General features: G+C 59.6%; 13 protein-coding genes. 9 read left to right on the top strand and 4 right to left on the bottom strand.

Going from position 1 to position 13687, the window contains the following annotated elements; translation table 11 throughout:
* Positions 1-98 precede the first annotated feature (98 nt).
* A complete protein-coding gene (locus tag KGB14_RS13335; RefSeq protein ID WP_223487289.1) occupies positions 99-353 on the bottom strand; it encodes a hypothetical protein in 255 nt (84 codons plus the stop codon).
* 127 nt (positions 354-480) lie between these two features.
* Positions 481-1134 (bottom strand): HD domain-containing protein, encoded by a 654-nt coding sequence (locus KGB14_RS13330; protein WP_223487288.1) that lies wholly within the window; start codon positions 1132-1134, stop codon positions 481-483.
* Positions 1135-1498: 364 nt separating this feature from the next.
* Here KGB14_RS13330 and KGB14_RS13325 point away from each other — a divergent pair, with 364 nt between their 5' ends.
* The 6 genes from KGB14_RS13325 to KGB14_RS13300 all read left to right on the top strand — a co-directional run bounded on the left by KGB14_RS13325 (position 1499) and on the right by KGB14_RS13300 (position 7405).
* Entirely contained in the window at positions 1499-1981 is a 483-nt protein-coding gene (locus KGB14_RS13325) for a GNAT family N-acetyltransferase (protein WP_052964833.1), read from the top strand.
* A 213-nt stretch (positions 1982-2194) separates the two neighbouring features.
* Positions 2195-3187 carry a 2-dehydro-3-deoxygalactonokinase gene (locus tag KGB14_RS13320; protein WP_223487287.1) on the top strand — a complete coding sequence of 331 codons (993 nt, stop codon included), beginning with the start codon at positions 2195-2197 and terminating at the stop codon, positions 3185-3187.
* Between the two features lie 19 nt (positions 3188-3206).
* Entirely contained in the window at positions 3207-3827 is a 621-nt protein-coding gene (locus KGB14_RS13315) for a 2-dehydro-3-deoxy-6-phosphogalactonate aldolase (RefSeq protein WP_223487286.1), read from the top strand.
* 64 nt (positions 3828-3891) lie between these two features.
* Positions 3892-5040, top strand: a complete 1149-nt coding sequence (gene dgoD / locus KGB14_RS13310) for a galactonate dehydratase (protein WP_030131992.1) — start codon at positions 3892-3894, stop codon at positions 5038-5040.
* 190 nt (positions 5041-5230) lie between these two features.
* On the top strand, positions 5231-6541 hold the full coding sequence (locus KGB14_RS13305; protein ID WP_223487285.1) for an MFS transporter: 1311 nt from the start codon (positions 5231-5233) through the stop codon (positions 6539-6541).
* Between the two features lie 60 nt (positions 6542-6601).
* On the top strand, positions 6602-7405 hold the full coding sequence (locus tag KGB14_RS13300; RefSeq protein ID WP_223487284.1) for an IclR family transcriptional regulator: 804 nt from the start codon (positions 6602-6604) through the stop codon (positions 7403-7405).
* Positions 7406-7420: 15 nt separating this feature from the next.
* Here KGB14_RS13300 and KGB14_RS13295 read toward each other — a convergent pair whose 3' ends face one another.
* A complete protein-coding gene (locus KGB14_RS13295; RefSeq protein ID WP_223487283.1) occupies positions 7421-8473 on the bottom strand; it encodes an NAD(P)-dependent alcohol dehydrogenase in 1053 nt (350 codons plus the stop codon).
* A 217-nt stretch (positions 8474-8690) separates the two neighbouring features.
* On the opposite strand from KGB14_RS13295, the gene KGB14_RS13290 reads away from it, so the two are divergent.
* Complete coding sequence (locus KGB14_RS13290) at positions 8691-9581, top strand: AraC family transcriptional regulator (RefSeq protein ID WP_223487282.1); 891 nt, start codon at positions 8691-8693, stop codon at positions 9579-9581.
* A gap of 181 nt (positions 9582-9762) precedes the next feature.
* On the opposite strand, the gene KGB14_RS13285 is transcribed toward KGB14_RS13290, so the two are convergent.
* Entirely contained in the window at positions 9763-11427 is a 1665-nt protein-coding gene (locus KGB14_RS13285; RefSeq protein ID WP_223487281.1) for an electron transfer flavoprotein-ubiquinone oxidoreductase, read from the bottom strand.
* Positions 11428-11974: 547 nt separating this feature from the next.
* On the opposite strand from KGB14_RS13285, the gene KGB14_RS13280 reads away from it, so the two are divergent.
* Together KGB14_RS13280 and KGB14_RS13275 are read left to right on the top strand one after the other, a co-directional pair.
* Entirely contained in the window at positions 11975-12724 is a 750-nt protein-coding gene (locus KGB14_RS13280) for an electron transfer flavoprotein subunit beta/FixA family protein (RefSeq protein ID WP_003226982.1), read from the top strand.
* Complete coding sequence (locus KGB14_RS13275) at positions 12725-13654, top strand: electron transfer flavoprotein subunit alpha/FixB family protein (protein WP_223487280.1); 930 nt, start codon at positions 12725-12727, stop codon at positions 13652-13654. It abuts the gene before it with no gap.
* Positions 13655-13687 lie beyond the last annotated feature (33 nt).

Below are 13687 nucleotides of genomic sequence, written 5' to 3'. Positions count from 1 at the left end.
TTCAGGTGTGTATCCGTAGGAACTGGCGAAGGCTTGGGTCGTGTTCGGACGATCTTTCGATCTTCGAATCCAAAGGCAAAGCGGCAGCTCCTACACGGTTAGACATCCAGCTTGCGCGCCGCCTCAACCCCTGCGGCACTGAGTTTGATCGGCAAACTCAACGAGTGCTCACCCGCTTCGTTGCAGATCACATGACCGTGCTGGATCAGCCCGCGCTCCTGCAGCGTGGCGAGGGTGCTGGCCACGACTTTCTCCCCCCGGTAATTGTCCAGAACCTCTTTGCCCAAGCCACTTGGGTGGGCGTGCAGCAGGCGGGTCAGGACTTCTTTCTCCAGGTTTTTATCGACGTTCATGGTTACCTCTTGGTTGGGATGGACGGGTATTGCACCAGGCTCGCATCGGCGAGCCCTTACCCGATATTGGTCCATCCCCGACCTGGATTGGTGCCTGAGGAACGACGAGTGGTGCCGTTCTGGCTGATCAGTCGACACCTATTTCTTCTTTGAACAGCTCCATGAATCCCTTCAGACGTTGATGGCGAATTTGCGCCAGATGTTGACCGGTGGTCGTTTGGAAACCGTCCGCCAGGTGCAGCAACTTGGTCTGGAAATGATCGAGGCAAAAGCGCTTGTCGTCGTAGTCCCGTTCTTTGGCCTCTGGGTCCAAAGGGTCGTACAACGCACTGCCCATGCGCCCGGCAATGTAGAAGGTACGCGCCACGCCAAGCATGCCAAGGGAGTCGAGGCGATCGGCGTCCTGGATGATTTTCGCTTCGAGGGTGGTGGGCGTGATGTTGGCGCTGAAACTGTGGGCTTCGATGGCGTGGGCGACCGCTGTGATTTTTGCGTCAGGCCAATCCATGGTTATCAGCACTGTTGAAGCTTTCTGCGCCGCCAGCCGTGATGCCTGTGAGCGCAGCGGCGAGTTTTTCTCCACCGCCACGCAGTCGTGCAGTAGCACGGCTGCCAGCATCACCTCAAGATCTCCGCCTTCCTCGGCATGAAGCGTGCGCACGTTGTGCCATACCCGTTGCAAGTGCGACAGGTCATGGGCGCCGTCCTCGCCAGGTTCCAGGGCATGCGGGAGCAGTTCAGAAGCCAGAGTGTGCAGAGGCGCGAAAGCGGCGGTGGTCATGGAGCTCCTTGGATTCGACTCGGTTTTTTGTGATCAATGAGCACCCTGTGGGAGCGGGCTTGCCCCAATGCCAGTCAGTTAAGCGAGCAAACCGCCTTTCGTAGGAGCCAGGCTTGCCGGCGAAGGCGTCCTTGAGTGCGCTTTCGCCGGCAAGCCTGGCTCCTACAGGTCCGATTTATCCTTAACTGACTGGCATTGGGGGTTGCCCGCGAAGACGCCAGCCCAGCCACGCTGATCCCACAGACAGCCCCGTTCGTACAAAGCGCCACAAAACAGTGATGCTACATGACGTTTTGCTTTCAAATGTGACGAGCGCCGTGCGCGGACTTAGTATGGCGTTTTCAACTTTTGACAAGGCACGTCCATGACGATCGAAATCCGCCCGGCAACCCCCAGCGATGCTCCGCAAATCCTCGCGTTCATCACTGAACTGGCCGACTTCGAACGCGCCCGCCACGAAGTCATCGCCAGCGTCGCCGACATCGAGCGCAGCCTGTTCAGCGAAGGCGCCACAGCCCATGGCCTGATCTGCCTGCGCGACGGCTTGCCGATCGGTTTTGCGGTGTTCTTCTTCAGCTATTCCACCTGGCTGGGTAGCAACTGCCTGTACCTCGAAGACCTCTACATCACTCCCGAACAACGAGGCGGCGGCGCCGGTAAAACCTTGCTGCGACACCTGGCGAAAATCGCCTGCGCCAATGATTGCGGCCGTTTCGAATGGAGCGTGCTGGACTGGAACAAGCCGGCGATCGAATTCTATAAATCGCTGGGCGCACAGCCGCAGGAAGAGTGGGTGCGGTATCGGATGGATGGGGCGGTGTTAAGGGATTTTGCCGAGGGTAATTGATCCCCTAAAAGATCGCAGCCTTTGGCAGCTCCTGCACGGGATTGTGTTCGACCGCGATATTGCGTCGTACATCGAATCTGTAGGAGCTGCCGAAGGCTGCGATTTTTTTGCCACCTCCCATTATGTGGGATTGATATTTATATATTGAGATATTCCTTCGTTCAGGTTTATAGTCCAGCTCACTCACTGCCAAAAAACAAAACAGGTGAAGCGATGCTGGCGCAATTGATCGCGCTCGATTGGGGGACAACCTCATTACGTGCTTACAAACTCGGCTTCGGTGGCCAGGTGCTGGAACAGCGCTCGCTGTCGTCCGGGATCATGCAACTGCCCAAGACGCCGCGAATCATCGCCGGCCAGGAATGCGCCGACGGTTTTGAATTGGCCTTCGATGAGGCCTGCGGTGACTGGCTCGATGCGCAGCCCGATTTGCCGGTGATTGCTTGCGGCATGGTTGGCAGTGCTCAGGGCTGGCGCGAAGCGGCCTATTGCGACACGCCGGCGAACGTCGCCAATCTCGGAACTTCCCTACAAACCGTTCGCAGTCTTCGCGGTGTCGATGTGCACATCGTGCCGGGCGTGATTCAGCGTTCGCGCTTGCCGAACGTGATGCGCGGCGAGGAAACCCAAGTCCTCGGCGTATTGCAGAATCTGCCGAGCGGGACGGGCAACGATCTGTTGATCGGCCTGCCGGGCAGTCATTCGAAATGGGTGGAAGTGGCCGACGGCTGCATCGTGCATTTCGATACGTTCATGACCGGCGAGATCTTCGCCGTCCTCAGTGAGCACAGCATTCTCGGTCGCACTCAGCAGCGCGGCATGTCCTTCGATGGCGAAGCGTTTGATCGTGGCGTGCGGGTGACCCTGTCGGCGGACGGCGAGATCGGGCCGCTGTCGACGTTGTTCAGCGCCCGCAGTCTGGGGCTGACCGGTGAACTCAGTGCCGTCGCGCAACCGGACTATCTCTCCGGTCTGTTGATCGGCCATGAGCTGTCGGCGCTGGCCAACGTTCAGCGGCGTCGGCGCAACAGCGTGCACCTGCCCTCGATCATCCTCATCGGAAACGCGCAACTCTGCGCCCGCTACAGCCGGGCACTCGACGCCTGCGGTTTTGCCCGGGTGACCCTGGCCGAACAGGCCACCGAACGCGGGTTGTGGCAGTTGGCGGTCGCCGCCGGACTGATCACGACACCCCCATCCCGTTAAACCTGACTGGAGGTCTGACATGCTCAAGCAAGCACTGGCACAAAACGGTCTGATCGCGATCCTGCGTGGCCTGCGTCCGCAAGAAGCGGCAGCCGTCGGCGAAGTCCTGTATTCGGCCGGATTTCGCGTCATCGAAGTGCCGCTTAATTCCCCCGAGCCGTACGAAAGTATCCGCATCCTGCGCAGTACCTTACCCGCCGATTGCCTGATCGGTGCGGGCACGGTGTTGACGCCGGAACAGGTTGAGCAAGTGAAAGCGGCGGGTGGCCAGGTGATCGTCATGCCCCACAGCGATGCCAAGGTGTTGCGCGCGGCGAAGGCCGCAGGGCTGTTTCTGTCGCCGGGCGTGGCGACGCCGACCGAAGCCTTTGCAGCATTGGCCGAAGGGGCGGATGTGCTGAAGATGTTCCCGGCCGAACAAATGGGGCCCGCCGTTGTGAAAGCCTGGCTGGCGGTGTTGCCGGCAGGGACGGTGCTGGTGCCGGTGGGCGGGATTACGCCGGACAACATGCAGGTGTTTGTCGAGGCCGGCGTCAAAGGTTTCGGCCTCGGGTCCGGGTTGTTCAAACCGGGCATGACACCTGAGGAAGTGGCAGTAAACGCCAAGGCGTATGTCGCTGCATGGAACGCTCTGCGTTAAGACTTTTTGGCGCTGTGAGCGCTGCATCTATAAGAGCTGCATTAATAAAAAGAGAGTACGAGAGATGAAAATCACCAAACTCACTACCTTCATCGTTCCGCCGCGCTGGTGCTTCCTCAAAATCGAAACCGACGAGGGCGTGACCGGTTGGGGTGAGCCCGTGGTCGAAGGCCGCGCGCACACTGTCGCTGCTGCGGTTGAGGAATTGTCCGACTACCTGATCGGCAAAGACCCACGCAACATCGAAGACATCTGGACCGTGCTCTACCGTGGCGGCTTCTACCGGGGCGGCGCGATCCACATGAGCGCCCTGGCCGGCATCGACCAGGCGTTGTGGGACATCAAGGGCAAGGCCCTGGGGGTGTCGGTCAGCGATCTGTTGGGTGGTCAGGTGCGGGACAAGATCCGCGTTTATTCGTGGATCGGTGGTGATCGCCCGGCGGACACCGCACGCGCTGCGAAAGAAGCGGTCAGCCGTGGTTTCACAGCGGTGAAAATGAATGGCACCGAAGAACTGCAATTCCTTGATTCCTTCGAGAAGGTCGACCTGGCCCTGGCCAACGTCGCCGCCGTGCGCGATGCGGTCGGCCCGAATGTCGGCATCGGCGTGGACTTCCATGGTCGGGTGCACAAGCCCATGGCCAAGGTGCTGATGAAGGAACTCGATCCGTACAAACTGATGTTCATTGAAGAGCCGGTGCTCAGCGAAAACTACGAAGCGCTGAAAGAACTGGCGCCGCTGACCAGCACACCGATTGCCCTCGGCGAGCGGTTGTTCTCGCGTTGGGACTTCAAGCGGGTGCTCAGCGAAGGCTACGTCGACATCATCCAGCCGGATGCCTCCCACGCAGGCGGCATCACCGAAACCCGCAAGATCGCCAACATGGCCGAAGCCTACGACGTGGCACTGGCGCTGCATTGCCCGTTGGGCCCGATTGCCCTGGCGGCGTGCCTGCAACTGGATGCGGTTTGCTACAACGCGTTCATCCAGGAACAGAGCCTGGGCATTCACTACAACGAGAGCAATGACCTGCTCGATTATGTGAAGGATCCACGGGTGTTCGACTACGACAAGGGCTTCGTCAAAATCCCCAACGGCCCGGGCCTGGGCATCGAGATCAACGAGGAATACGTGATCGAACGCGCCGCCGTCGGCCACCGCTGGCGCAACCCGATCTGGCGTCATGCCGATGGCAGCTTTGCCGAGTGGTGAGTGGCTGACACAACACCGCCCCCTGTGGGAGCGAGCCTGCTCGCGATGATGGCGGTACATCCGACATTGATGTGACTGACAAGACGCCATCGCGAGCAGGCTCGCTCCCACAGGTTTGATCTCCAGGCAGAGGAGATCCGCGTTCATGTTCGTTCCACGACCTCAATAAACATAAGAAGAGGCACCCCCCATGCAACCGCAAACCCTCACCGGGCAGGCGTCGTTGGTGACGCCCAGTCGCAAGCGTTTTTTCATCATGGTCCTGTTGTTCATCACCGTGGTGATCAACTACCTGGACCGCAGCAACCTGTCCATTGCCGCTCCGGCGCTGACCAGCGATCTGGGCATCGATCCGATCCATGTCGGGCTGATCTTTTCTGCGTTCGGCTGGACCTACGCCGCCATGCAGATCCCCGGCGGCTGGCTGGTGGATCGGGTGCCGCCGCGCATTCTGTATAGCGTCGCCTTGCTGCTGTGGTCGCTGGCCACGGTGATGCTCGGCTTCGCCGCCAGTTTCATCGCGCTGTTCGTGCTGCGCATGGCCGTCGGTGCCCTGGAAGCGCCGGCCTATCCGATCAACAGCCGCGTGGTGACGACCTGGTTCCCCGAGCGCGAACGCGCCACCGCCATTGGTTTCTACACCTCCGGGCAGTTCGTCGGCCTGGCGTTCCTGACGCCGGTACTCGCCTGGCTGCAACACCAATATGGCTGGCACATGGTGTTTGTCAGCACCGGCGTGGTGGGCATTATCTGGGCGGTGATCTGGTACGCGGTGTATCGCGAACCACGGGATTTCAAGGGCGCCAATGACGCTGAAATCGAATTGATCCGCGAGGGTGGCGGGCTGGTGGATATCCAGGCTGAAACCGCGAAGGCCAAGGCGAAATTCAGCTGGGTCGATCTCGGGATTGTCCTGAGCAAGCGCAAGTTGTGGGGCATTTACCTCGGCCAGTTTTGCCTCAATTCGACCTTGTGGTTTTTTCTGACGTGGTTCCCGACGTACCTGGTGAAATATCGCGGCATGGACTTCATCAAGTCTGGCTTGCTGGCATCGCTACCGTTTCTGGCGGCCTTCGTTGGCGTGCTGTGTTCGGGGTTCTTCTCGGACTTTTTGATCCGTCGCGGCTATACGGTGGGTTTCGCCCGCAAGTTGCCGATCATTGGCGGCCTGCTGATTTCCACCTCGATCATCGGCGCCAACTTCGTCGAGTCGACGCCGCTGGTGATTGCCTTCCTCGCACTGGCCTTCTTCGGCAATGGCCTGGCCTCGATCACCTGGTCGCTGGTGTCGACCCTGGCCCCGGCGCGGTTGCTTGGACTGACCGGTGGCGTGTTCAATTTCATCGGCAACCTGGCGGCGATTACCACACCGATCGTCATCGGTTTCCTCGCCTCCGGTGATTCGTTTGCCCCAGCGATTACCTATATCTCGGTTCTGGCGTTGTTGGGTGCGCTTTCCTACGTGTTGCTGGTGGGCAAGGTCGAGCGTATCAAGTTGTAGTCGCAGCCGTCGGGCGACCATAATGCCGCCCGTTCACTCGCTCAACGGTAAAGGCTGGATATGCAGGAAGACGCCCCAAAAATCGCCAAGGACGCCGCGCCGACCGGCACCCAGACACTGCTTCGTGGCCTGGGTGTGGTTCAGGCCGTGGCCAGTGGCGCCCGCGATCTCAAGGAAATTGCCCGGCTGATCGGCACGACGCGCAGCACCACCCATCGCCTGGCCAGCTGCCTGGTGGACGAGCGTTATCTGCGGGTGGTGCCGCAAGTCGGTTATCTGCTGGGGCCGAAACTGATCGAGCTGGGTTTCCAGGCACGTGAAGAGCTGCCGCTGGTGACGTTGGCCGGGCCGTATCTGGATGAGTTGTCGGCGTTGACCGGCGACACCATTCACCTGGCGATTCGCGAAGGTGACGAGGTGCTGTACCTGCTCAAGAATCCAGGACGCAACGGTCCGGAAATGCGCTCGCGGGTCGGCCATCGCATGCCATTGGCGCGTACCGGCATCGGTAAGGCGTTGATGCTCGATGACTCGCAGGAAGAGTGGCAACGGCTGTACGAAGTCAGCTTGCCGGTGGGTGGGAAAAATCAGTTCTGGCCGCAGCACCCGGAGCAATCCTGGGAGCAGTTTCAACAGCGCATGATCGAATACGTGGCCGGTGGATACGCCTTCGACCTGGAAGACAACGAACCGTCGATCCGCTGCGTGGCGGCGCCGATTCGTGACGCCAGCAAGCGCATCGTCGCCGGTATCAGCATCGCCAGCACCGTGCCCTACATGCCGCTGGAAAAAATGGCCGAGCTGATTCCCCTGATCAAAGGAGTCACAGCCCGGCTGTCGGCGGAGCTCGGCTTGAAGGTATAAGTCGAGCGGGTCTGATCAGACTTTCAGCGTCGCCATGTCGATCACGAAGCGGTACTTCACGTCACCGGCAATCATGCGGGCGTAAGCCTCGTTGATCTGGCGGATGTCGAGCATTTCGATGTCGCAGGTGATGCCGTGTTCGGCGCAGAAATCCAGCACTTCCTGGGTTTCGGCAATGCCGCCGATCAGCGAGCCGGCCAGCACACGACGACCCAATACCAGTTTGGCCGCGTGGACCGGTGGATCGACCGGTTCAATCAAACCCACCAGAATGTGTACGCCGTCGAAACGCAGCGTATCGAGGTAGGGGTTGAGGTCGTGCTGCACCGGAATAGTGTCCAGCAGGAAGTCGAAATGCCCGGCGGCAGCTTTCATCTGTTCCGCATCGGTGGACACGATCACGTGGTCCGCGCCCTGACGACGACCTTCTTCAGCCTTGCTCGCCGAGCGGGTGAACAACGTCACTTCAGCACCCATTGCCTTGGCGAACTTGATGCCCATGTGGCCGAGGCCACCCATGCCGAGAATCCCGACCTTGTCGCCTGCTTTGACGCCGTAGTGCTTGAGCGGCGAGTAGGTGGTGATGCCGGCACACAGAATCGGCGCGGCGCTGGCCGGGTCGAGTTTCTCCGGGATGCGCACGACAAAGTGCTCGCTGACCACGATGCTGTCGGAGTAACCGCCCATGGTGTTGCTGCCATCGACCCGGTCCGGGGTGGCATACGTCATGGTCGGACCTTCCAGGCAGTATTGCTCCAGATCCGCCTTGCAGGCTTCGCAGTGGCGGCACGAGTCGACCATGCAGCCGACCCCGACCAGATCGCCGACTTTGTGTTGGGTCACATTCGCACCAACGGCGGTCACTTTTCCGACGATCTCGTGACCAGGCATCAGTGGGTAAACCGCAATGCCCCACTCGTTGCGTGCCTGATGGATGTCGGAATGGCAGACGCCGCAGTAGAGAATGTCGATCGCAACGTCGTCGGCGCGCGGGCTGCGGCGTTCGAATTTCATCGGGGCGAGGGGAGTGGTGGCTGACTGAGCGGCGTATCCGATGGCGGTGTACATGGTGAACCTCGCAAAAGCAGTGACAGGTGAGGCGAGCCATTCTGGGCGCCGCACGGGTTACCGGCCATGGCGATTCCTCCGGGTGTCATGCCTAATCCTCCGGCATGCACCGTTGATGGGTCGCATTGGCGTTCAGACCTGCGATGATGCTTTCATCCCTTTTTTCGCGACTTTTTTTGTGACTTCTTTTGTGACTTCTTTTGTGAAGAGCTCCCTCATGTTGTTGACCCGTCATCTCGATGCCAATGCCACCCTGGTTTCGCTGATTCAGCCGCTGACTGTTCGCGATGGTTTCGCACCCACCGCATTGCCGGGGGTGCAGGTTTTGCGGGCCAGTTGTGATGTGGCCCGTGGCCCGCAAATCTACGAGCCAAGCCTGGTCATCATCGCCCAAGGCAGCAAGTTGGCCTATCTGGGCCCTCGTACGCTTGAATATGGTGCCGGGCATTACCTGATTCAGGCGTTGCCGGTACCCTTCGAATGCGAGACGTTTTCGGCTCCAGATGGCCCGATGCTGGGCGTTTCCATCGCCATTGACCGGGTGATGCTCGGTGAGTTGGTGCTGGCCATGGGATTGTCGCCGGGGCGCACTGTTCCTGCGCAGACACCCGAGTCCATGACCTCGGCAGTGCTCGACGATGCCATGCGCGGTTGCGTGGAACGGTTGTTGCGCTGCCTGCACGATCCGCTGGAGTGCCAGATCATGGGCCCGGCGCGCTTGCGTGAATTGTTGTTCGTGGCGTTGCGGGGGCCGCAAGCCGATGTGTTGCGGGCGCTGGTGGAACAACAGGGGCAGTTCGCCCGGATCGCGGCGTCCCTGAGTCATCTGCACGCGCATTACACCGAGCCGCTGAACGTCGAGACCCTGGCCAGTTGCGCGAACATGAGCGCGTCGACGTTTCATGAGCATTTCAAACGCAGCACTTTGTTGTCGCCAGTGCAGTATTTGAAGCGTTTGCGTTTGCTCAGGGCTCAGCAGTTGTTGCTGGGCGAAGGCCTGGGCGTGGCTCAGGTGGCGCATCGGGTGGGGTATCAGAGCACGTCGCAGTTCAGTCGGGAGTACAAGCGTTACTTTGAGCGCAATCCCGGGGATGAGCGCGCTGCTTGAGATAACACAATCGCTGTGGGAGCGGGCTTGCCCGCGATTGCAGTGGGTCAGTCGACTTTAATGTTGGATGATAGACCGTCATCGCGGGCAAGCCCGCTCCTACAAGGTCTTGTGTTGACGCTTGAATGGCAGGCAACAAAAAGGCCCCCATTTCGGGAGCCTTGATGTTCAGCGATTCGACTTACATGTTCGGATAAGTCGGGCCGCCAGAGCCTTCCGGCGCCACCCAGGTGATGTTCTGTGCAGGATCCTTGATGTCGCAGGTCTTGCAGTGAACGCAGTTCTGGGCGTTGATCTGGAAGCGCTTCTCACCGTCTTCCTGGGTTACCACTTCGTATACGCCGGCCGGGCAGTAGCGCTGGGCGGGCTCATCGTACAGCGGCAGGTTCTTGCCGATCGGAATGCTCGGATCGGTCAGCTTCAGGTGGCACGGCTGCTCTTCTTCGTGGTTGGTACCGGAGATGAACACCGAGCTGAGTTTGTCGAAGCTGATCTTGCCGTCCGGTTTCGGGTAGTCGATCTTCTTGCAGTCGGCCGCCAGTTTCAGGCAAGCGTAATCCGGCTTGGTGTCGTGCAGGGTGAACGGCAGTTTGCCGCCGAACCAGTTCTGGTCGATGTAGTTGAACGCCGCGCCGAGTATCGGGCCGAATTTGTGCATCGCCGGGCCGAAGTTGCGGCTGGCGAACAATTCGTCATAGAGCCAGCTCTTCTTGAAGGCGTCGACGTAAGTGGTCAGCTCTTGCGTGCCGTCCAGATCGGCGAACAGCGCGTCGGCCACGGCGTCTGCGGCGAGCATGCCGGACTTCATCGCGGTGTGGCTGCCTTTGATCTTGGCCACGTTCATGGTACCCAGGTCGCAACCAATCAGTGCACCGCCCTTGAAGACCATCTTCGGCAGCGAATTGATACCACCCTTGGCCAATGCACGTGCGCCGTAGCTGATGCGCTTGCCGCCTTCCAGGTATTGCTTGAGCACCGGGTGGTGCTTGAGGCGCTGGAACTCGTCGAATGGCGACAGGAAAGTGTTGCTGTAGGAAAGGTCGACGATCAGACCGACCACCACCTGGTTGTTTTCCAGGTGATAGAGGAACGAGCCACCGGTGTTCTCGGTGCCCATGATGTCCAGCGGCCAACCGGCGGTGTGAACCACCAGGCCTGGCTGGTGCAAAGCCTCGTCGATTTCCCAGATTTCTTTCAGACCGATGCCGTAGTGCTGCGCGTCGGCCTCACTGTCGAGATTGAAACGCTTGATCAGTTGCTTGCCGATATGGCCGCGGCAACCTTCGGCGAACAGCGTGTATTTGGCACGCAGTTCCATGCCCGGGGTGTACAAGCCTTCTTTCGGATGGCCTTCACGGTCAACACCCAGGTCGCCGGTGATGATCCCGCGAACCACGCCGTTCTCGTCGAACAGGGCTTCCTGGGCGGCGAAGCCCGGGTAGATTTCCACGCCCAGGTTCTCGGCCTGCTGGGCCAGCCAGCGGCACAGGTTGCCCAGGGAAATGATGTAGTTGCCTTCGTTGTGCATGGTCTTGGGCACAAAGAGGTCAGGAATCTTCTGCGCGCTGTCGGCGTTTTTCAGAACGAAGATGTCATCGCGTGTGACGGGCGTATTCAGCGGCGCGCCGAGTTCTTTCCAGCCAGGGAACAGTTCGTTCAGGGCCCGTGGTTCGAACACCGCACCGGACAGGATGTGAGCGCCGACTTCGGAGCCTTTTTCGACCACGCAGACGCTGATTTCCTTACCGGCTTCGGCGGCCTTCTGCTTCAAACGGCAGGCGGCGGACAGGCCAGCGGGGCCGGCACCGACGATGACCACGTCGAATTCCATGTATTCGCGTTCCACAGGCTATCTCCTACTCAAGGCTCAACAGTTTTTTTCTAATTGGAGGTTTGGCGTTGCATCCATTATTTCCTTCGGCAAACGCCGAAAGGGACAATGGATGACCCACCTTTCTCTCTAGGTGGCGCATTATATCTACACCACTCCTAGCGTCCAATACAAACGTTTGTTTGAATTGGCTCAAAGCCAGATAAATCAAAGTCACGCGGCTTATGACTGGCCATTTTGCCGTATTGACCCGAATAGGGGTTCCGGTCAAGATACGGGCGGTTTTGCGCTCGCCGTAGGCTGACTGTTGGTTTCAAGAGCACCTCTAAAGACAGGGCGATGGCAGTACAAGGTGATGCGCCGCGCAGGTTTGGCGCGCAGTTTACACGCCGCGATAATGAATGACTCGTCGGTCACCACTGACGAACGGTTAATCGGCCTCGTGAGCAAGGTTCACCCGATACACCTGCCAGCGTTTTTAGAGGTGCCCTTGCGCCGATGAGCATCAACCGCCAGGTTCGCCTAGGCGACTTTCTTTTCACCGGAGAGTAACGAGGAATCCATGAAGGTTCTTGTAGCTGTCAAACGCGTTGTGGATTACAACGTCAAGGTTCGTGTCAAGGCGGACAATTCCGGCGTCGACCTCGCTAACGTCAAGATGTCGATGAACCCGTTCTGCGAAATCGCAGTGGAAGAAGCCGTACGTCTGAAAGAGAAAGGCGTTGCGACTGAAATCGTCGTCGTCTCCATCGGCCCGTCCACCGCTCAGGAGCAACTGCGCACCGCGCTGGCTCTGGGTGCCGACCGCGCCATCCTCGTCGAATCCGCTGAAGATCTGACTTCCCTGGCCGTTGCCAAGTTGTTGAAAGCTGTTGTCGACAAGGAACAGCCTCAGCTGGTGATCCTCGGCAAACAAGCCATCGACAGCGACAACAACCAGACTGGCCAGATGCTCGCTGCATTGAGCGGCTACGGTCAGGGCACCTTCGCTTCGAAAGTCGAAGTGTCCGGCGACAGCGTTGCCGTGACCCGCGAAATCGACGGCGGCGCGCAGACGGTTTCCCTGAAACTGCCGGCCATCGTCACCACCGACCTGCGTTTGAACGAGCCGCGCTACGCGTCTCTGCCGAACATCATGAAAGCCAAGAAGAAGCCTCTCGAAGTGCTGACTCCGGACGCTTTGGGCGTTTCCACCGCCTCCACCAACAAGACCCTGAAAGTCGAAGCGCCGGCTGCACGCAGCGCGGGTATCAAGGTCAAGTCGGTGGCTGAACTGGTCGAGAAACTGAAAAACGAAGCGAAGGTAATCTAAATGACTATCTTGGTTATTGCTGAACACGACAACAAAGTACTGGCCCCGGCCACGCTGAACACTGTGGCTGCTGCTGCCAAGATCGGCGGTGATATCCACGTTCTGGTTGCAGGTCAGGGCGCTGGCGCCGTGGCTGAAGCCGCTGCGAAAATCGCTGGCGTGGCGAAAGTGCTGCTGGCCGACAACGCCGCTTACGCTCATCAACTGCCAGAAAACGTTGCTCCGCTGGTTGCAGAGCTGGGCAAGGGCTACAGCCACATCCTGGCTGCCGCGACTTCCAACGGCAAAAACATCCTGCCACGCGTTGCCGCTGCCCTGGACGTTGACCAGATCTCCGAGATCATCTCGGTCGAAAGCGCTGACACCTTCAAGCGCCCGATCTACGCCGGTAACGCCATCGCCACCGTTCAATCGAACGCTGCGGTCAAAGTGATCACCGTGCGTGCAACCGGTTTCGACCCGGTGGCTGCTGAAGGTGGTTCGGCTGCCGTTGAAGCCGTTGCCGCTGCTCACGACGCTGGCACTTCCAGCTTCGTTGGTGAAGAACTGGCCAAGTCCGATCGTCCGGAACTGACCGCTGCCAAGATCGTCGTTTCCGGCGGTCGCGGCATGCAGAACGGCGACAACTTCAAACACCTGTACGCCCTGGCCGACAAGCTGGGCGCTGCCGTCGGTGCTTCCCGCGCCGCGGTCGACGCAGGTTTCGTACCCAACGACATGCAGGTCGGTCAGACCGGCAAGATCGTTGCGCCACAGCTGTACATCGCCGTCGGTATCTCCGGCGCGATCCAGCACCTGGCCGGTATGAAAGACTCCAAAGTGATCGTTGCGATCAACAAGGACGAAGAAGCGCCGATCTTCCAGGTGGCCGATTACGGCCTGGTGGCAGACTTGTTTGAAGCCATCCCCGAGTTCGAGAAGCTGGTCTAATCCGGCGGCTTGACTTATAAAGAGCCCGGCCTT

It is taken from the genome of Pseudomonas sp. A-RE-19, assembly GCF_019956555.1.
In the GTDB taxonomy this organism is placed as follows: Bacteria; Pseudomonadota; Gammaproteobacteria; order Pseudomonadales; family Pseudomonadaceae; genus Aquipseudomonas.
Note: the sequence above shows the minus strand (reverse complement) of the source record. Positions and strands in the feature narration are given on the sequence as shown.